Here is an 18,699-nt window from a genome sequence, read left to right on the forward strand (position 1 = left end):
GTCTCCAATCCGCGACACAGGCGCCGGAGCGCCCGTGGGAATGGCTTACTTGTACGTTTTACGGGGTGGCGACTTCGGACGCGGTGGCGCAGGCTTGCGCTCCGTCGTGCCATCGTCAAGGCTGATGCGCAGTTTCTGGCCCGAGACCACGACCGATTTCAGGTGGTCGAGGATTTCCGGCGGCATGCCTTCCGGCAGGTCCAGCACGCTGTAGTTGTCAAAGATATCGATGCGGCCGATATGCTTGGCTTCCAGGTTCGCTTCGTTGGCGATGGCGCCGACGATGTTGCTTGGCGTCACAGCGTGCTCGCGGCCCACTTCGATGCGGTAGGCCGTCACGCCTGGGCGTGGACGTTCCTTCTTCGGCGCGCGCGGGGCAACTTCGCCCGCGTCCGCCGGCGCATCCTTGAACGCTGGCGCGGACTTGGCGGCAAACGGCTTGCGCGGCGCGGCTGGCGGCGCCAGGTCCGGCGCGTCGCCGTCGCGGCTGATGCGCAGCTGCTGGCCCGCCACCCACACGGTTTTCAGTTGGTCCAGCAATTCTTTCGGCATGCTGTCCGGCAAGTCCAGGACGCTGTAGTCGTCATAGATTTCGATGCGGCCGATGTTTTTCGAATCGATGCCCGCTTCGTTGGCGATGGCGCCCACGATATTGCCCGGCTTCACGCCGTGCTGATGACCGACTTCGATGCGGAAGGTCTGCATGCCGGCGTCGGCCGGACGCTGGATGCGTTCCTTTTTCGGGAAGGCCGGGCGTTCGCCACGGTCGCTGCGCTCGTTACGGTCGAAGCGGTCGCCCCGTTCCGGACGGTCGTTGCGCTCGAAGCGGTCTTGGCGCACGGGACGGTCGTCCTGCCACGTGGCTTGCTCGCGCGCCTTGTTCTTGTCCAGCAACAAAGGCACATTGCCACGCGCCATCTTCGCCAGGGCGGCGGCGATTTCGATGGCGGGAATGTTCTGTTCGCGTTCGAAATCCTCGATCAGCGACTGGAACTGTTCCAGTTCGCCCAGGGCCAGGGTTTCGCTGATCTGTTCCTTGAACTTGGCGATACGCACGTCGTTGACGGCCTGGATCGTCGGCAGTTCCAGCATGCCGATAGGCTGGCGGGTCGAGCGTTCGATGGCTTTCAACAGGTTCTTTTCACGCGGGGTGATGAACAGGATCGCTTCGCCGCTGCGGCCGGCGCGGCCCGTGCGGCCGATGCGGTGGGTGTAGCTTTCCGGATCGTGCGGCACGTCGTAGTTGACGACGTGGCTGATGCGCTCGACGTCCAGGCCGCGGGCGGCCACGTCGGTTGCCACGAGGATGTCGATCTTGCCGTCTTTCAACTGCTGGATCGTGCGCTCGCGCTGGGCTTGCTGAATGTCGCCATTGATGGCGGCAGCCGAGAAGCCACGGGCTTGCAGCTTGCCGGCCAGCTCTTCCGTGCCCAGCTTGGTGCGGGCGAAGATGATCATGCCGTCAAACGCTTCCGCTTCCAGGATGCGGGTCAGCGCGTCAAGCTTGTGCATGCCCGATACCAGCCAGTAGCGCTGGCGGATGTTGTCGGCCGTGCCCGTCTTGGCGGCAACCGTCACTTCGGCCGGGTTCACCAGGTAGGTGGTGGCGATGCGCTTGATGACGGAAGGCATGGTAGCCGAGAACAGGGCCGTTTGATGGCCTTCCGGCGTTTCTTGCAAGATGCGTTCGACATCGTCGATAAAGCCCATGCGCAGCATTTCATCGGCTTCGTCCAGCACCAGGGTCTTCAGTTTGGACAGGTCGAGCGAACCCTTGTCCAGGTGATCGATGACGCGGCCAGGGGTGCCGACGACGACGTGCACGCCGCGACGCAGGGCCGACAGTTGCGGGCCGTAGCTTTGGCCGCCGTAGATCGGCAGCACGTGGAAGCCGGGGATGTGGGCGGCATACACCTGGAACGCTTCGGCGACCTGGATGGCCAGTTCGCGCGTCGGTGCCAGGACCAGGGCTTGGGGTGAGCTTTGTTTCAGATCGATGCGCGACAGGATCGGCAAGGCGAAGGCGGCGGTTTTACCCGTGCCTGTTTGCGCCTGGCCCAGCACGTCGCGGTTCGCGAGCAATAATGGAATCGTGGCCGCCTGGATAGGCGACGGTGTTTCGTAACCGACATCCTTGAGCGCGCGAATCAGCGGCTCGCTCAGGTTAAGGTCGGAAAATAAGGAAATTGGTGTATCAGACATGAAATCACTCACAAGTTCGCTCGAATCGCCCAATGCGAAAGAGTGTATCTGCTAGTTTACTCTTTACTGGACCTTACCGGGTGGCCGCATGCCGCAGAACGCCGTTTTTTGCGCCATATCTACCGAAAAAAGCCAGAAAAATCGGCGATCCGCACGCAATTGGCGCGTGATTTTGCCAACATTAAACGATACACAACAATCTGCGGCCTGCGCCGGTTCCATGCGTCAACAGCAACGGCGGGCGCCTCGAGACGATGGCGCCCGCCCCGTTTCAGGTGCGCAAGAACTCCAGCAAGTCCTCGTTCAGCCGGTCCTTGTGCGTCGTCGCCAGGCCATGCGGCGCGCCCGCATACACAAGCAGCTTGCTGCCGATAATGAGCTCGGCAGTGCGCCGCGCCGAGGCGGCGATCGGCACGATCTGGTCGTCGTCGCCATGGATCACCAGGGTCGGCACATCGAACCTGGCCAGGTCAGCCGTAAAGTCCGTTTCGGAAAATTGCTTGATGCACAGGTAGGCGGCCGGCATGCCCGCCTGCATGCCTTGCCGCCAAAAACTGTCGCGCACGCCCTGCGACGGGGTGGCGCCGGGCCGGTTGTAGCCATAAAAGGCCTCGCTCAAGTCGCGGAAGAATTGGCTGCGGTCGGCTTGCACGCCGGCGCGGATGTCATCAAAAACGGATAGCGGCAAGCCCAGCGGGTTCTCCGCGGTTTGCAGCATCAGCGGCGGCACGGCGCCCACCAGCACGGCGCCGGCCAGACGCTGCGTGCCATGGCGGCCGATGTAGCGGGCCACTTCGCCGCCGCCCGTCGAGTGCCCCACGAGGGTGGCGCCCGTCAAATCCAGCGCGGCGATCAAGGCGGCCAGATCGTCGGCATAGGTATCCATGTCGTTGCCGTCGAACGGCTGGCTGGAGCGGCCATGGCCGCGCCGGTCGTGCGCGATGACGCGGTAGCCGCGCGAGGCAAGGTAGAACATCTGGTCTTCCCACGCATCGGACGACAATGGCCAGCCGTGGCTGAAGACGACGGGCGGGCCGCTGCCCCAGTCCTTGTAGTAGATCAGGGTGCCGTCGGCGGTACGCAGGGTATTGCTCGATTGCAAGTCAGGGGTAGTCATGGAACGCTCCTTGTCGGTGGACCAGCAGCCATTGTGGCCGCAATCGCCTTGCGCGCGCCGCGCGCTACGCCAGAGCATTGCGGTAGAGTAAGATTGCCGCTGCTTTGTTTTCCCGTATTCACTTTTGGAGTTGCCATGCGTTTTCCCTTCGTCCTCGCCGCCAGCCTGCTCAGCACGGCCGTCCTCGCCCAACCGCTCGTTACCGAAGCGCCCCTGCGCGCCCACCTGTCCTTCCTGGCCGACGATTTGCTCGAAGGACGCGGCACGGGCCAGCGCGGCGGCGACCTGGCCGTGCGCTACCTGGAAACGCAGGCAGCCGTGGCCGGCTTGCAACCCTTGCCGGACGGCACATATCGCCAGGCGCTGACCATCGTCGGCAGCAAGGCTTTGCCATCGAGCAAGGTGACCTTCAGCGCGGGCGGCAAGACCTTGTCTCCCGCCTTCGGCCAGGACATCGTCTTCGGCGCGGCGAATGGCCAGGAAAAAGTGGCGTTCGACGCGCCCGTGGTATTCGCCGGCTACGGCATCCACGCGCCCGAGGAAAACTGGGACGACTTCAAGGGTGCTGATTTAAAAGGCAAACTGGTCATCATGATGGTCAACGATCCGCAACCGACCGCCGCCGAACCGAACCGCTTTGCCGGCAAGTCGCTGACCTGGTACGGCCGCTGGGTCTACAAGTACGAGGAAGCGCTGCGCCAGGGCGCCGCCGGCGTGCTGCTGATCCATACGACGGCATCGGCCTCGTACCCATGGTCGGTGCCGGCCAACGGTTTCGGCCATGAGCGCTTCAACCTGGCCGGCGCAGGCAATGCCATGGAAGGATGGCTGCAGGAAGACCTGGCGCGCACGCTGTTCCAGGCCGGCGGACAGGACCTGGACGCCTTGCGCGCGCAGGCGGAAACGCGCGAGTTCCGCCCCGTGGCCCTGAACGCCACGGTCAAGGTGCAATTGAACAGCCAGATCCGCAGCATCGAGCAATTCAACGTGGCAGGCATCGTGCCGGGCACGGACCCGAAACTCAAGGACGAAGCCGTGATCTACTCGGCCCACTGGGACCACCTGGGCAAGGATGACGAAGGCAGCCAACGCGCCGGACAAAGCGACCATATCTACAACGGCGCCATCGACAACGCTTCGGGCGCGGCGGCCCTGCTGGCCATGGCGCAAGTGGCCGTGAAACAACCGGCGCGCCGCACGCAGATCTTCCTGTGGCCGGCCGGCGAAGAAACGGGCATGCTGGGCAGCACGGCCTATACGCGCAAGCCCCTGTGGCCACTGGCCAAGACGGCCGCCGACCTGAACCTCGACAGCATGAACTTCGTCGGCAAGACGCGCGACATCGGCGTGGCCGGCGCCGAGCGCAGCAGCCTGTACGCGAGTGCCGCCAAGGTCGCCAAGCGCATGGGCCTGCGTCTGGCGCCCACCATTCCCGACCTGTCCGGCGCCTTTTACCGGGCCGACCATTTTGCCTTCGCCAAGGCCGGCGTGCCCGCCTTCAACGTGGGCTCGGCCGTGTTTTCCGGCGATGGCTCGTTCGACTTCGTCACGGAACCGAAAGCCTCCGGCGAGCGCCTGGTGGCCTTTAAAAAGGATTACCACCAGGTGACGGACGAGTACAACCCGTCATGGGACCTGTCGGGCATGGTGCAGCAGGCGCAATTCACCCTGAACCTCGGCTATGAAGTGGCGAATGACAAGAATTTGCCTACATGGAACAAGGGCGAGGCGTTTGGAAAAGTAAAACGGTAAGCAGATAGCGGTGAACTAAGCCGCAAAGCAAAAAAGGCCGGGGTCAGGCCCTCAGGGTCTGACCCCGGTATTTGCCGTTAGCCTTGGCAAATCAAATTGCCATGATGCGTTTCAGGTCCACGAACGCGGTTTCGTACAAATGTTGAAACGCGCCGGTCATGACTTCTTCCACGCCTTCGGCCGCGTCGAACTCGCTCGACCATTGCGCCACGCAGGAAGCGCCGCCCGGTTCGCCCGTGACGCGCAAAGTAGAACGGTAGTTCTTGACGGGGATCGGGCCCGAGACGATGGTGTAGCTGTAGCTCTTGTCCGCTTCGCTGTAGCTTTGCAGGCGTTCGGCGATGATGGCGCCGTCCGTGGTTTTCAGGCGGCGCACGCGGCCGCCGTGCTCGGACAGGCTGGTCTTGATCGAGCTAGACCATTCAGCCAGCGACTGGAAGCCGCCGATAAAATCCCACACGCGTTCGGCGCTTGCCGCCAATGTTACAGAAACAATTACTTGGGCCATCTTTAATTCGGTTCCTCATCCAGGTTTGCCGGGCGCCGTGCCCGGCCGGCCGGAGTTGCCCGGCACAGCCGCTATTTTAACGCCCATGCGGCGTTGCTGCTGGGCGGAAAATAGCAACAGGCCAGCCTGGCGAGGCAGTCTTACAGATTTTCTGCCAGGAATATCAAGGAATTGCCATGGGCCTGGGCAGCGGCGCGCTGCTGGTAGCTGTCGCGGTGGGTGCAATTGAAACCGTGCTCGGCGCCCGGGTAGATATGGATTTCCACGTCTTGCCGGTCTTCGAAGCGCTCGGCGATCTTTTGCACGGCTTCCGGCGGGATATGGCTGTCCTGGCCGCCGAAATGCATGAGCAGCGGCACCTGGATCCGGTCAGCCAGGTCCAGCTTGTTCTGGATGCCGCCGCCGTAATAGGCGATGGCAACATCGACCAGACCGGCCGCGGCCGCCTGGAACGACAGCCGGCCGCCGAAGCAGTAGCCGACGGAAGCCAGCTTGCCCGTCACTTCCGGACGCGCGCGCAGGGCGGCGATGGTGGCCGCGATATCGGCGTCGGCATGCGGATTGTCGGTAGCCTGCATCAGTTCGACGGCGCGCTTCCAGCCGTCCGCGTCATAGCCCAGCTCGATGTGCGCGCCGGCGCGCCAGAACAGGTCGGGTACGAGCACCACGTAGCCATCGGCCGCGTACTGGTCGGCCACGGCGCGGATGTGCTCGTTGACGCCGAAAATTTCCTGCAACAGGATGACGGCGGGGCCCTTGCCCACGTGCGGCACGGCCAGGTAGGCCTGGAAGCTGCCGTCCGGGCCGGCGATATCGATCCACTGCGATGTTGTGCTCATAGAAAACTCCAGTCTGAGGTTGGGGGAATGCCACAGCCAGGCATGTTACTGGTTTTCCCCACTTTCTGCGCCCGCCCTTTGTCCAGGCTTGGAGCCTATCCCATTAGTGAGCGTCCTCTGCTGGCAGCTCATCCGGAGCGCGGACAAGGCGTGAGGAGGACGCGTGGCAAGCCACGCGAAGACGATCAACGCAGTCCCCGCTTCTGAGGGGCGACAGCGGAGGATGTATTCATCTACTGGGACAGGCTCTTAATACATCTCGCGCAGGTAAATCACGGGACCCGACTTGAAGACGCCAAAGACGACGGTGCCCACGGTGCTGGGCAGGTATGCAATGCCGGGCACGGAAACATCGACGCTGCCGCTCTTGCCGACGCCGGGCGCCGCCAGGGTCAGGCGTCTATTCGGCGGCAAGATACCCTTGTCGAACGTATAAGTAATAGTGGTGCCAACGGGGAATGCAAAATCCTTGCACACCAGGGTTTTCTTGCAATTGGCAAACACCACCAGCGTGTTGTCGAACGCACTGATGCTGTCCAGCAGGCTGGTAACCCAGGTCTTGCCATCCCAGTACTGCGCCTGCACCGCCAGGCGTACGGGATAGCGCTCGGAACCGTAATCATGCGGCACCATCAGGCGGCCCGTGAGCACGGTCAGTTGCGCCTCCATGCCATCGGCCGGCGCCGAGCTCACATTGCCGGCAGCCGGATAGGCATACGTCGCGCGCAGCAGCAGCCCCGTCGGCGATGCCAGTGCTGTCGGCTCCTTGGGCACGGCATAGGCGGCGGGGAAGCTGTAGGCGATGGTGCGCGTGGCAAGGCCATTGGTAAAACTGGTGACAGGCACGCCCGTCACGGCCGCAGCTGCTTTTGCCCCATCCGTCAGCGTGCTGCCCGATGTCGCCGTGGGCGGATAGCTGTTCTTCCCCGTGGCAGCGTCATAGGGGACCAGCGACACCTGCGTCGTGTTGATGCCGTCATTCCTGGCGTCGAAGTTCTTCGTCTCATTGCCAGCGGCCGTCTGGGCGCGGATGGTCAGATCAAAGGACTGGCGCGAATACACGGCACGGTCGCCGGCGCACACGAGCGGCGCGCTGCACGGGAAAGGAAACGGCATCTTCACGCCCCCCCCGCTGTCCACTTGCTTGATGACCAGTTCCGTCACAAAGTGGTGCGGGTAGAAGAGCACGGTGTCGCTCGGTCCCGGCGACGTCAAGCTGCTGCCCAGATATCCGTTTTGCAGCGCGGCCGTGAAATTGATCTTGCCCACTTCGGGCCAGACCAGCGGCGGCGCCGCGATGACGCCCCCTTTCTTCACGAAATCGAGATCGCCGCTGACCTGCGGATTGACTACGCTTGTGTAGAGCGGCGCCTGCAGATTACGGTCGAGCACGACTTTTTGCACAGCGACACCGCTTTCGTTGCCAAAGTTCTTCGTCACGGCATCGAGCGCATTGACGGCCGATAACGTGATGGTCGTCCCCGCCACGAGGGGCGCTGCCGCCAGGCCCGCGCGCTGCGTCGGCGCCAGCTTCGTGAACATAAATTTCTTCGGCGCCACGACGACCGTACCGCTGCCGTTCATGTCCAAACCTTTGTCGCTGCCGCTGTCCGGCTTGTAGGAAGCTGTCAGAAGCAGCGCTCCCGCATCGGCATACAGCATGTTCGGCTTGGCTACGCCGTCGGCGCCGAACGTCACCGTCACCTTGGTGCTCGACCCGCTGCAACTGCTCTGGTCGCTGGCCGCCAGGGCAACATAACTATTTTTGGTACTGTCAAAGATACGCGCAGGCAATGTTCCCTTGTCCGGATTGCTGTACCCGCAACTGAGGTTCAAGTCCTTGGTCTGGCTGGCGAACATGGGCACGCACACGTCCCTGTTGCCGGACGAGGTCTGCAAGGCGCTGATTTCCAGTACGGCCACGTCCTCCGCGTAGCGCGGAACGCCGCTTACCTGGAAGCCGCTGGAAAGAAAGCTGATCTGGCAATTGCTCGTGTTGCCGCCGCTCTTGCACACCAGCGCGCCCGTCGTGGCGGGCGTGCTGACCAGGCTCAGGGTGGCGATGCCCACCGTGGTCTGGCGCACCGTGACATCGGCGTTGACGCCGCTGGTATCGATCTGCGTCGGCACGCCGCCCGGGCTGACGGTAACGCTCACGCCATTCTTGTAGACCGCGCTGCAGCTGGCATCTGCGCAGGCCGTCACCTTCACCGTGGGCACCTGGCAAGTAAGCGCCGTCAGCGGGTGCTCGATCTGGAAATGGTGCAGCCCGCTCGGCGTGCCGGGCCCGCACTTCGGCCCCATCGGTTCATTGAAGGCCCAGCCGCTGTTGTTTGTCACGCAACTGCATGGGTTCGATGGCGTATACGCCTTGCAAGTGATGGTTTGCTGCACCCGGCCCTGCCAGCCCAGAGTGATGTGGTCGACCAGCGCATTGCCCGTGATATACGCGTTGGACGAGTCCAGCGTGACGTTGCCGCCCTCGACATTGCCCTTCACGCCGTTGCCGGAGGCGATGCTCAGGGAGCTGGACGCTTTCACGTCGCCCGTGACCAGCAGGCCCGAGGCCTTCAAGTCGATGGTCGGCGACGTCAGGTTGCCCTTCACCTGGCTGCCCGAACCGACTGTCAGCGAGGTACTGGCCGTGATATCGCCCTGCACCTGGCTGTTCGCTGCCTCGATGCTGACGACGGGCGCCTTGGTGGTGCCATTCAGGTTGCTGCCCGAACCAAGGCTGAACGTGTTGACAGCCGTCACGTCGCCCGTGATCGACACGCCGGAACTGGTGGTGATGCTGCTGCCGTTGACGGGTCCCGTTATGGTCGAGCTGGAGCCGATGCTGACGTTGCCGCTGGCCTTCACGCTGCCCGTGATCGTGACCTTGGAGTTGCCGCTGATCGAGCCGCCGCTGATGGCGCCATTCAGCGTCGAGCCGGAGGAAATGTCGATATTGCCTGTGGCCGTGATATTGCCCGTCACCTTCACGGGCGTGCCGCCCAGGGAGACGGACGCCGCCGAGATATCGGCCACGAGCACGGTGCCGCCCTGCGCCCCCACCTTGAAATTGCCGCCCTTGGCCGTCAGGCTGCCGCCCGTGATCTTCAGATTGGGCGGATTGACATTGCCGATGTCGATATTCTTGTTGGCAGTCAGGGCCGCCGTGCCGCTCATGCTCAAGCCCTGGTTGTAGTCGATGCTCACATCGCTGTTGACCGTCACGCCATAGCCGCTGGCGATGACGACATTGTCGGTGCTGCCCATGATCAGGCTGGCGCAAGTATATTGGTTGCTGGACGCCGGCAGAGTGCAGCCGTTGACAGCGCCACCATTGAAGTTGAGCGTAACCGCGTGGGCAAGGGATGAGCCCAACAGCAATGTCAGGGCGGCAAAAAGATGGAGTAAGCGCACGATATTCAGGAATCCGATGGTTGGGGAGCCAGCGGGCGCGCGGATTATTTCATGCTAATCTACGCCATCGCCGTTGTTGCATTATGGCAGTATTTATCCCCCTCGCGCATATCGCATGATCAAGCAAAACCCCAAAGAATTCCCCCTGCGCACCGTCGACATCATCGTCTATCCCGGTTTCAAGGCGCTCGAAGCCATCGGCGCCATGAAGGTGTTTGACTACGCCAACACCCATTTGCGCCTGCGTAACCTGCCCGGCGGCTACGACGTGTGCATCGCCTCGACGGCCATCGGCCCGGTCGAGTCGGACACCCTGATGTCGCTGCACGCCAGCAAGGCGCTCGATGCCAGCCGCCTGCCCGACCTGGCCGTCATCGTCGGCTGCCACCACGTCGAGCAAGTCTTGCAGGACATTCCCGCCCTCGCCGCCTGGGTAGCCGAAGCGGCACCCCGCATCGGCACCCTGGCGGCACTATGCACGGGCTGCTTCTTCCTGGCCGAGGCGGGCGTGCTCGACGGCAAGAGCGCGGCCACGCACTGGAGCGCCGTGGAAAGTTTGCGCCAGCGCTATCCATTGATACAGGTCAATGCCGATGCGATTTTCGTGCGGGAAGGGAAATTCTGGACGTCGGCCGGCGTGACGGCCGGCATCGATTTGGCGCTGGCCCTGGTGGAAGACGATTTCAGCCGCGATATCGCGCTGGAAGTGGCGCGCGACCTGGTGGTGTACTTGAAGCGGCCCGGCGGCCAGTCGCAGTTTTCCGTGCACCTGTCGAGCCAGATGACGACGCATCCGACCATCCGCCAGTTGCAGGGCTGGATCATGGAACATCTTGCCGAAGAGCTCACCGTGCCGCTGCTGGCGGCCAGGCTGGCCATGAGCGAGCGCAATTTTACGCGCGTGTTTCAGCGCGAAACGGGCACCAGTCCCACGGAATTCATCGACACGGCCCGCTTCGAAGTGGCGCGTCGCTTGCTGGAAGACAATGTGTATTCCTTAAAACAGGTGGCCGTGCAGGCGGGCTTGCATAGCGAGGAGAGGCTGCGCCGCCTGTTTCAAAAGAAACTTGCCATCACGCCGCGCGACTACCGCGAGCGCTTTTCCAGCACGGCGCGCTAGGCGCAGCGGGAATCAGCGCGGCTTGCCGTGACGCACGTGGCGCGTGGCCAGTTGGCGGCTCTGACGGGCCAGCGGTGTAAACAGCAGTGCGCACAGCAGATACGTGGCCAGCAGCGCCAGCCAGATGGCGGGCGTGGCAAGGATGGCGGCTTTGCTCCACCATAGGGCCAGCAGGGAAGACAGGGCCGCGCCGAGGAAGACGGGCAGCATGCGGCGCAAGGTCGCGAGGTAGGCAGTGGCAAACATGGACGGCTCCCAAAGCAAGGCGGATGTCTTCACACTAGCAGGGGCAGGCGGCGAAGTACAGCCTGCCGCCCTGCCCCGTCCGTCAAGTGTTGCGCAATACGTACATTCAGCTCAATCCAGCGCGCTTAATACAGCACCACGGAACGGATCGATTCGCCGCTCTTCATCAGGTCGAAGCCCTGGTTGATATCCTCGAGCTTCAGGCGGTGCGTGATCAGGTCGTCAATATTGAGCTTGCCTTCCATATACCAGTCGACGATCTTCGGCACGTCCGTGCGTCCCCGCGCGCCGCCGAAGGCCGAACCGCGCCATTCGCGCCCCGTCACCAGCTGGAATGGCCGCGTGGAAATTTCCTGGCCGGCCGCCGCCACGCCGATGATGAAAGACTTGCCCCAGCCCTTGTGCGTGCACTCGAGCGCCTGGCGCATCAGGGTCGTGTTGCCCACGCATTCAAACGAGTAATCGGCGCCGCCATCCGTCAGTTGCACGATGGCGTCGACGACGTTTTCCACCTCGTTCGGGTTGATGAAATGCGTCATGCCGAACTTGCGCGCGATGGCCTGGCGCGCCGGGTTGATGTCGATACCGATGATCTTGTCGGCGCCGACCATCTTCGCCGCCTGGATCACGTTCAGGCCGATGCCGCCCAGGCCGAACACGGCCACGTTGGCGCCCGCCTCGACCTTCGCCGAGAACAGCACGGCGCCCACGCCCGTCGTCACGCCGCAGCCGATGTAGCACACCTTGTCGAAGGGCGCGTCGGAGCGGATTTTTGCGAGAGCGATTTCCGGCACGACGATGTAGTTCGAGAAGGTCGATGTGCCCATGTAGTGGAACAGCGGCTGGCCATTCAGCGAGAAGCGGCTGGTGGCGTCCGGCATCAGGCCGCGGCCCTGCGTGGAACGGATGGCCTGGCACAGGTTCGTCTTTTGCGACAGGCAGAACTTGCACTGGCGGCATTCTGGCGTGTACAGGGGAATGACGTGGTCATCCTTTTTCAGAGTGGTCACGCCCGGGCCCACGTCGACGACGACGCCGGCGCCTTCATGGCCGAGGATAGCAGGGAAGATGCCTTCCGGGTCGGCGCCGGACAGGGTGTAGTAATCGGTGTGGCAAATGCCCGTGGCTTTCAGCTCGACCAGCACTTCGCCGGCGCGCGGGCCGGCCAGGTCGACTTCTTCGATGGTCAGCGGGGCGCCCGCCTTCCAGGCAATCGCGGCTTTGGTTTTCATGTGTGTCATTCCTGCTCGGTTTCAGATGCGCCATTATCGGGCGGCTGCGGGCGCGGCGGTGCCGCTGGACCCGCGCTTGTCTGAAAACGCGGCGCATTTGTCCGATGCCGCCGCACGGTGCAGCAGCGCACGGAAGTGCGGCCGCCACGCGGGGTATGCTTGCGCAAGCTCAATCATGCCGACGCCAAAACGCGCATTCTTGCAGCAAACCTAGCGCCATACCGTGCAGCCGTTCATCGTTCCCGCAGGAGACTGACATGCGCCACTTCCTATCCCGGTTTTCCCCTGCCTGGCCAGCCTTGCTGCTGGCCTGCTGCCTGAGCCTGCTGACATCGTGTGGCGGGGGCGGCGGCCACCATCAGCCTGCCGCCGGCACCGGCAGCCTGAATGTCAGCATCGGCGGCTTGCCTGCCGGCGTGGCGGGCGCCGTCACGGTGGGCGGTACCGCGTCATACAGCAAGGCGCTGACGGCGAGCACCACGCTCACCGGCCTGGCGCCCGGCGCCTACACGCTCAGCGCCGCCAGCGTGGCGCAAGGCACGGGGACGCTGGCGCCCACGCCCGTCACGCAGCAGGTGCAAGTCAATGCGGGGGAGACGGCCAGCGCCAGCGTCCTGTATGCGGCCGCCACGCCGCTGGCCCTGGGGCTGCAGGAAGTGGCCAGCGGCTTGAGCGCGCCCATCTTCCTCACGGCGCCGCCCGGCGACAGCCGTTTGTTCATCATCGAACGGGCCGGCCGCATCCGCGTGATGCAAAATGGCAACCTGCTGGCCACACCCTTCCTCGACATCAGTACGCTCACCACCACGAGCGGCGAACGGGGCTTGCTGTCGCTGGCCTTCCATCCGCAATACGCCAGCAATGGCTATTTCTTCCTGTATTACACCAACCTGGCCGGCGATATCGTCATCGAGCGGCGGCAAGTGTCGGCTGGCAACGCCAACGTGGCCAATCCCCTGTCCGCGCTGACCATCCTGACGATTGCCCACCCCACGTTCAGCAACCACTATGGCGGCTTGCTCAGCTTTGGACCGGACGGCTATCTGTATGCGGGCACGGGCGATGGCGGCAGCGCGGGCGACCCGCCCGGCAATGCGCAAAACACCAACGTGCTCTTGGGAAAACTGCTGCGCCTGGACGTCAACGCCAGCAGCGTCGCCCAACCGTATGCCATTCCGCCGGGCAACCCATTTGCGGCGGCAGGCGGGCGCCCTGAAATCTGGGCCTACGGCTTGCGCAACCCGTGGCGCTACGCTTTCGACGTGCCGGCCCAGCTGCTGTACCTCGCCGACGTGGGCCAGGGCAACTGGGAAGAGGTCGATGTGCGTCCCGTGGGCCAGGCGGGCAACAACTATGGCTGGAAGATCATGGAAGGCGCGCACTGCTACAACAGTGCCAGCTGCAACCAGACGGGGCTGGTCTTGCCCGCCATCGAATACGGCCACGATGCGGCCGGCGGCTGCTCGATCACGGGCGGCTATGTGTACCGGGGGGCGGCCTTGCCGGAGCTGGCGGGGCAGTACCTGTATTCGGACTACTGCAGCGGCTGGCTGAAGAGTTTCAGCTACAGCAATGGCACGGCATCGGCCGTGACAGACTGGGGCATCACGAACGTGGGTAACATCCTGTCGTTTGGCCAGGATGGTCAAAACGAGCTGTACATGCTGAGCGGCACGGGCAAGGTGTTCAAGATCGTCCGTAAATAGGCGTACGCAAACCTGCGTGCCAGTGAAGCGGACGGCACGCACGCGGCTGAGGGCATTTTTCGACGGGACGCGGGGAACCGGCTAGAATTGACATTTCCGCCGCGCCCTGCGCATCAGACCAAGAGAACACCATGGCCCGTTTGAAACTTGAATTTCCTGAAGACCAGTACTGCTATTCCTCGCAACTGACGGTACGCACGACGGACATCAATGCCGGCAACCATCTCGGCAACGATTCCATGATTTCCATGATTTCCGAGGCGCGCGCCCGCTTCCTGTTCGAATATGGCGTGCGCGACATCGAAGCGGACGGCACCGGCATCATCGTCACCGACCTGGCCACCACCTACCGCGCCGAAGCCCATGCGCGCGACCAGCTGCTGTTCGAAGTGGGCGTCATGGATTTCAACAAGTATGGCGGCGACATCACCTTCCGCATCACGCGCCCGCGCGACAACACCCTGATCGCCATGGCCAAGTCCGGTTTTGTGTTCTTCAACTATAAGCTCAGCCAGGTCGTGCCCATGGCGGAAGATTTCGGCAGCAAGTTCCCACAGGTAAACTGGATCGACTGAGGCGCGGTACATTCTGGCCATCATCCTGTATGCTTATCAGGATGACATGCAAAATTAACCTGCGCCACACCGGCGCCTGCCTGCTGGCCGCCTGCGCGATGGCGGCACCCGGCATCGGCCATGCCGCGCCGCAAACCGTCATCCTGTACGGCGACGACGATTATGCACCGTACAGCTATGTGGAAAAGGGCGTTTTCAAGGGCATGTATGTCGACATCCTGCGCCTGGCAGCCAGTGCGATGCCCGATTACCGGCTGGAACTGCAGCCACGCCCCTGGAAACGGGGGCTAGCCGCGCTGGAAAAGGGCCAGGTTTTCGGCCTGTTTCCACCCGGACGCAAAACGCAACGGCCGTACGTGCAACCGTATTCGGCCATGCTGTACCGCGAATCAGTGGTCCTGTTTTGCCATGATGCCGTCATGCGCACGCCGCGCACGCGGTTTCCCGCCGACTTTGCCGGCCTGACCATCGGCGTCAATACAGGTTTTTTGCTCTCGGAAAAACTGATGGCGCCGGCCCGCGAGGGGTTGCTGCGCCTGGAAGCGGCCAAGGGGAATGAAGCCAACCTGAAAAAACTGGCCTTGCGGCGCATCGATTGCTACGCCAGCGACCGCGGCGCGGCGCGCCACACGGCGCGCCAGCTGGGCGCCGAACTGGCCAGTTACGGCTTTCAATTGCACGAAGTGCTGGAACTGTCGTCCGAAGCCACCTACATCGCCTACAGCGCGCGCAATACGCCCGCCTACAAGGCCGATTTCATCCAGAAGATGAATGCCGCCCTGCTTGCCATGCGGCAGAACGGCGAGCTGGCGCGGATCGAGGGTGCCTACTTGCCCTGAACTTGCGGCGGTGTCAAGGAGCTTACCGGATTGCTGCGGCCCTTGGGAGTGATATCAAAGGCGCTTTTAAACCAATCATCGATCAACTGCTTTTCATAGCGCAACGCGTCACCGCTGGAATAGCGATTGAGACGCTGCAGATACGCCATATCGGACATGGCGGATTCGCCACTGGCAATGACCTTGCCATTTTGCTCGAGCACATAACGCAGACGCATGCGCGGCCAGTCACTTTGTCCATTCAGCACGCGCAGGTCACGGCCACCATGGCGTCCCGGCTCTTCGCGTCCCGCCATATCGACATCGGTGACTTCTATCTTCAGTTCCTGTCCCGGCCGCAAGCGCTTGCCGAGGAACTGAAAATGTTCTGCTAAACCCTTCAGCACATCTTGTCGGTCATGCGGTTTGAACGGCAAATCTGAAAACTCTTCCGGCTTGGCAAAAGTCACTTCAACGCCGGCAAAAGCACTACTGCTGGCTACCAGCATCACGGCGGCTATCCAGGTTTTCGTCGCTCTCGAAATGCGCATACAGTATCCCTTTCAAAAAGTCTTACAAGCGGGCAAGCTCCGAAATGCCATTCATCGCGGCACCTTGCTTAAATATACATCAAATGGGAATTTCTGTAGCGCAATATATCAAAAAAGACAAATAACGTCCTGACCTGTATCTCACCTTGCTGGCAACTTATTTACGCATTGATGGCTTTTTTTGCGTCTTGAAGGTGTCGGCAAACCAGTCGTCGATCATCTGTTTCTCGTAACGCAGCTTGTCGCCGCTGGAATAGCGGTTGATGCGCGTCAGATAGGACATATCGGACAGGGCTGCATCGGCATTGGCGATGACCTTGCCATCTTGCTCCAGCACATAGTGCAGGCGCATGCGCGGCCAATCGGCCCCGCCGGTCATCACGCGGAAATCCTGGGTGGAGCGCATGGCGGGATTTTCACGGCCAGCCATGTCCAGATCCGTCACATCGATCTTCACGGTTTGCCCAGGCTTGAGCGACTCTCCCAGTTTCTCGAAATGCGCCGTCAAGTCCTTGAGCACTTTCTCACGCTCCGTCTGATCGAAAGACAGGTCCGTGAATTGTTCCGGCTTGGTGAAATGCACTTCCGTGCCCGCCCAGGCGGCGGTGCTCGCCAGCAAGGCAAGACCAGCAATGAAGGTACGCGTCGTTTTCGTTTTCATGATGAGTCCTTTCAGGAATGTGGATGGCGCTCCGGCCATTCTTTACGTTTTAATATAGCGCGATGTGTTTCATTCTAAAGAGAAACTAATACATTGTTACTTTTCTTGCGCCGTGTAACGAACATGGCGCAGACACAGACTTTTTTTTCCAGATTCATTGGCAATATTAATTAAAACAAAGTATTGTCTTGAAAATATAGTTGCCTAAGCGATAAAGTATACATCGTGTCGCCAGCGTGGATTTAAAGTGCTTTTTTGATATGCATGTTGCATGAATTTAGTCAATTATTCTTGCTTGTTGTTAATACTTGGCTGTCAGTCTACAATCGATAAAATGCGCCCGAAAAACGCGCAACGCCAGTAGTGGCGCACAGGCAAGCCTGGCGCGGGCGTCTCAGCATTGCGTCAGTTATGCCTTTTAGCGGAACTCGCCCTTATGTCATTTTTGTCTTCAGCCTCACCCAAGTTACCTCCCTGGAAAGTCCTGCTCGTCGATGATGAACCCGACATCCACGACATCACCAAACTGACGCTGAGCCGTTTTCGCCTGGAAGGCCGCGCCCTGAGTTTCGTGCATGCATACAGCGGCGCCGAGGCCAAGCAGGTGCTGGCGCGCGAAGAAGACATCGCGCTGGTGTTTCTCGACGTGGTAATGGAACGCGAAGACAGCGGCCTGGAAGTGGCGCGCTGGATGCGCGAAGACCTCGGCAACCAGTTTACGCGCATCGTGCTGCGCACGGGACAGCCGGGACAGGCGCCGGAAGAACGGGTGATCGTCAACTACGACATCAACGACTACAAGGAAAAGACGGAACTGGACCGCACCAAGCTGTTCACCACCACCTTTGCCGCCCTGCGCGCCTACCGCGACATCATGAAGGTGGAAGAGGCGCGCCAGGCCCAGCTCCATTACCGCGAGGGGCTCGAGCGCGTCATCGCCGCCTCGGCGCACATTTTCAAGCAGCGCAACCTGCGCGACTTCGCCAGCGGCCTGCTGCAGCAAGTCGTCGCCCTGCTGCGCCTGGAAACGAGCATGCTGCTGCGCCTGCGTGGCGCCAGCGCCATCTCGGGCGAACAGGATTATGAAATCCTCGCGCAGATCGGCGACACGGACGACGGCATCCTCAGCCCGTCCCTGCTGTCACAGCTGGACGATGCCAAGAGCAACAAGATCTCGCGCCTGCATGGCGACACCTATGTCGGCTACTTTCCCAACAGCAGCGGCAAGGCCTCGCTGCTGGTGTTGAAAGGCGTGGAAGAAATTTCCGACCTCGACGCGCAATTGCTGGAAGTCTTCTGTTCCGGCGTGGCGATCGCCTTCGACAACATCCTGCTGACGCAGGAAATCACCGATACCCAGGCCGAGCTGATCCTGCGCCTGGGCGACGTCGTCGAATCGCGCTCGCACGAAGGCGGCAACCACGTGCGCCGCATGGCTGAAGTGTGCCAGCTGCTGGCGCAGGCCTCCGGCATGTCGGAAGAGGAAACCATGGTGCTGCGCCACGCGGCGCCCATGCACGACATCGGCAAGATTTCCACGCCCGACGCCGTGCTGCTCAAACCGGGCAAGCTCGACGCGGCCGAGTGGGAAATCATGAAGCAGCATCCGACGGTGGGCATGTCCATCCTCGACGGCTCGCAGCGCCCGCTCTTGAAGGCGGCCGCCGTGATCGCCCACCAGCACCATGAAAAATACGACGGCAGCGGCTACCCGCAAGGCCTGGTCGGCGAGCACATCCACAAATACGCGCGCATCGCCGCCGTGGCCGACGTCTTCGACGCCCTCATGCACAAGCGCTGCTACAAGGATGCCTGGCCCCTGGAGCGCGTGGTGGGCTACCTGCGCGAAGTAAGCGGCAGCCACCTCGACCCGCAGTATGTGGAATTGCTGATTGCAAATCTGGATGAGGCGCTTGCGTTGAATCAGCGTTTTCCTGACTAGTAGGCCCCACGAGCGGTACGCA

Annotated in this window: 15 protein-coding genes; 6 read left to right on the forward strand and 9 right to left on the reverse strand. The window is 62.1% G+C overall.

Annotated elements, in window-relative coordinates; all coding sequences use genetic code 11:
• Window positions 1–45: 45 nt before the first annotated feature.
• Complete coding sequence (locus BLT98_RS14290; RefSeq protein WP_071653749.1) at window positions 46–2,202, reverse strand: DEAD/DEAH box helicase; 2,157 nt, start codon at window positions 2,200–2,202, stop codon at window positions 46–48.
• A 271-nt stretch (window positions 2,203–2,473) separates the two neighbouring features.
• Window positions 2,474–3,319 carry an alpha/beta fold hydrolase gene (locus BLT98_RS14295; protein WP_092609893.1) on the reverse strand — a complete coding sequence of 282 codons (846 nt, stop codon included), beginning with the start codon at window positions 3,317–3,319 and terminating at the stop codon, window positions 2,474–2,476.
• A 135-nt stretch (window positions 3,320–3,454) separates the two neighbouring features.
• Between BLT98_RS14295 and BLT98_RS14300 the strand changes: the two genes are divergently transcribed.
• On the forward strand, window positions 3,455–5,071 hold the full coding sequence (locus tag BLT98_RS14300; protein WP_092608889.1) for a M28 family peptidase: 1,617 nt from the start codon (window positions 3,455–3,457) through the stop codon (window positions 5,069–5,071).
• 91 nt (window positions 5,072–5,162) lie between these two features.
• On the opposite strand, the gene BLT98_RS14305 is transcribed toward BLT98_RS14300, so the two are convergent.
• From BLT98_RS14305 to BLT98_RS14315, 3 genes are all read right to left on the reverse strand, one after another.
• Window positions 5,163–5,579 (reverse strand): SRPBCC family protein, encoded by a 417-nt coding sequence (locus BLT98_RS14305; protein WP_092608892.1) that lies wholly within the window; start codon window positions 5,577–5,579, stop codon window positions 5,163–5,165.
• Window positions 5,580–5,719: 140 nt separating this feature from the next.
• A complete protein-coding gene (locus BLT98_RS14310) occupies window positions 5,720–6,418 on the reverse strand; it encodes a dienelactone hydrolase family protein (protein WP_092608895.1) in 699 nt (232 codons plus the stop codon).
• Between the two features lie 249 nt (window positions 6,419–6,667).
• Window positions 6,668–9,679: a polymer-forming cytoskeletal protein gene (locus tag BLT98_RS14315; protein ID WP_092608898.1), complete on the reverse strand. Its 3,012-nt coding sequence runs from the start codon at window positions 9,677–9,679 to the stop codon at window positions 6,668–6,670.
• 262 nt (window positions 9,680–9,941) lie between these two features.
• Between BLT98_RS14315 and BLT98_RS14320 the strand changes: the two genes are divergently transcribed.
• Window positions 9,942–10,946 carry a GlxA family transcriptional regulator gene (locus BLT98_RS14320; RefSeq protein ID WP_092608901.1) on the forward strand — a complete coding sequence of 335 codons (1,005 nt, stop codon included), beginning with the start codon at window positions 9,942–9,944 and terminating at the stop codon, window positions 10,944–10,946.
• 12 nt (window positions 10,947–10,958) lie between these two features.
• Here the strand turns inward: BLT98_RS14320 and BLT98_RS14325 are convergent, their stop codons facing one another.
• Window positions 10,959–11,192, reverse strand: coding sequence for a hypothetical protein (locus BLT98_RS14325; protein ID WP_092608904.1), 234 nt, complete (start codon window positions 11,190–11,192; stop codon window positions 10,959–10,961).
• A 125-nt stretch (window positions 11,193–11,317) separates the two neighbouring features.
• On the reverse strand, window positions 11,318–12,424 hold the full coding sequence (locus BLT98_RS14330; RefSeq protein ID WP_034784313.1) for an S-(hydroxymethyl)glutathione dehydrogenase/class III alcohol dehydrogenase: 1,107 nt from the start codon (window positions 12,422–12,424) through the stop codon (window positions 11,318–11,320).
• A gap of 257 nt (window positions 12,425–12,681) precedes the next feature.
• On the opposite strand from BLT98_RS14330, the gene BLT98_RS14335 reads away from it, so the two are divergent.
• The 3 genes from BLT98_RS14335 (at window position 12,682) to BLT98_RS14345 (ending at window position 15,544) form a co-directional block, all read left to right on the forward strand.
• A complete protein-coding gene (locus BLT98_RS14335; protein WP_092608907.1) occupies window positions 12,682–14,130 on the forward strand; it encodes a PQQ-dependent sugar dehydrogenase in 1,449 nt (482 codons plus the stop codon).
• 131 nt (window positions 14,131–14,261) lie between these two features.
• Window positions 14,262–14,705: a thioesterase family protein gene (locus BLT98_RS14340; RefSeq protein WP_034784316.1), complete on the forward strand. Its 444-nt coding sequence runs from the start codon at window positions 14,262–14,264 to the stop codon at window positions 14,703–14,705.
• A gap of 41 nt (window positions 14,706–14,746) precedes the next feature.
• Window positions 14,747–15,544 carry a substrate-binding periplasmic protein gene (locus BLT98_RS14345; RefSeq protein WP_211614967.1) on the forward strand — a complete coding sequence of 266 codons (798 nt, stop codon included), beginning with the start codon at window positions 14,747–14,749 and terminating at the stop codon, window positions 15,542–15,544.
• On the opposite strand, the gene BLT98_RS14350 is transcribed toward BLT98_RS14345, so the two are convergent.
• The gene (locus BLT98_RS14350; protein ID WP_092608910.1) at window positions 15,532–16,074 is read right to left on the reverse strand and encodes a DUF3016 domain-containing protein; all 543 of its coding nucleotides are present in this window, start codon (window positions 16,072–16,074) and stop codon (window positions 15,532–15,534) included. The genes BLT98_RS14345 and BLT98_RS14350 overlap by 13 nt on opposite strands.
• Window positions 16,075–16,231: 157 nt before the next feature.
• On the reverse strand, window positions 16,232–16,735 hold the full coding sequence (locus tag BLT98_RS14355; RefSeq protein ID WP_092609900.1) for a DUF3016 domain-containing protein: 504 nt from the start codon (window positions 16,733–16,735) through the stop codon (window positions 16,232–16,234).
• Between the two features lie 436 nt (window positions 16,736–17,171).
• On the opposite strand from BLT98_RS14355, the gene BLT98_RS14360 reads away from it, so the two are divergent.
• On the forward strand, window positions 17,172–18,677 hold the full coding sequence (locus BLT98_RS14360; RefSeq protein ID WP_070259910.1) for a DUF3369 domain-containing protein: 1,506 nt from the start codon (window positions 17,172–17,174) through the stop codon (window positions 18,675–18,677).
• Window positions 18,678–18,699 lie beyond the last annotated feature (22 nt).

The sequence above is a fragment of the Janthinobacterium sp. YR213 genome, from assembly GCF_900099875.1.
In the GTDB taxonomy this organism is placed as follows: Bacteria; Pseudomonadota; Gammaproteobacteria; order Burkholderiales; family Burkholderiaceae_D; genus Janthinobacterium; species Janthinobacterium lividum.

What these genes read in the sequence shown, in the direction of transcription:
- BLT98_RS14290 (WP_071653749.1), bottom strand. Translation starts at nt 2,202, where the DNA reads ATGTCTGATACACCAATTTCCTTATTTTCCGACCTTAACCTGAGCGAG.
- BLT98_RS14295 (WP_092609893.1), bottom strand. Translation starts at nt 3,319, where the DNA reads ATGACTACCCCTGACTTGCAATCGAGCAATACCCTGCGTACCGCCGAC.
- BLT98_RS14300 (WP_092608889.1), top strand. Translation starts at nt 3,455, where the DNA reads ATGCGTTTTCCCTTCGTCCTCGCCGCCAGCCTGCTCAGCACGGCCGTC.
- BLT98_RS14305 (WP_092608892.1), bottom strand. Translation starts at nt 5,579, where the DNA reads ATGGCCCAAGTAATTGTTTCTGTAACATTGGCGGCAAGCGCCGAACGC.
- BLT98_RS14310 (WP_092608895.1), bottom strand. Translation starts at nt 6,418, where the DNA reads ATGAGCACAACATCGCAGTGGATCGATATCGCCGGCCCGGACGGCAGC.
- BLT98_RS14315 (WP_092608898.1), bottom strand. Translation starts at nt 9,679, where the DNA reads ATGGGCAGCACCGACAATGTCGTCATCGCCAGCGGCTATGGCGTGACG.
- BLT98_RS14320 (WP_092608901.1), top strand. Translation starts at nt 9,942, where the DNA reads ATGATCAAGCAAAACCCCAAAGAATTCCCCCTGCGCACCGTCGACATC.
- BLT98_RS14325 (WP_092608904.1), bottom strand. Translation starts at nt 11,192, where the DNA reads ATGTTTGCCACTGCCTACCTCGCGACCTTGCGCCGCATGCTGCCCGTC.
- BLT98_RS14330 (WP_034784313.1), bottom strand. Translation starts at nt 12,424, where the DNA reads ATGAAAACCAAAGCCGCGATTGCCTGGAAGGCGGGCGCCCCGCTGACC.
- BLT98_RS14335 (WP_092608907.1), top strand. Translation starts at nt 12,682, where the DNA reads ATGCGCCACTTCCTATCCCGGTTTTCCCCTGCCTGGCCAGCCTTGCTG.
- BLT98_RS14340 (WP_034784316.1), top strand. Translation starts at nt 14,262, where the DNA reads ATGGCCCGTTTGAAACTTGAATTTCCTGAAGACCAGTACTGCTATTCC.
- BLT98_RS14345 (WP_211614967.1), top strand. Translation starts at nt 14,747, where the DNA reads ATGACATGCAAAATTAACCTGCGCCACACCGGCGCCTGCCTGCTGGCC.
- BLT98_RS14350 (WP_092608910.1), bottom strand. Translation starts at nt 16,074, where the DNA reads ATGCGCATTTCGAGAGCGACGAAAACCTGGATAGCCGCCGTGATGCTG.
- BLT98_RS14355 (WP_092609900.1), bottom strand. Translation starts at nt 16,735, where the DNA reads ATGAAAACGAAAACGACGCGTACCTTCATTGCTGGTCTTGCCTTGCTG.
- BLT98_RS14360 (WP_070259910.1), top strand. Translation starts at nt 17,172, where the DNA reads ATGTCATTTTTGTCTTCAGCCTCACCCAAGTTACCTCCCTGGAAAGTC.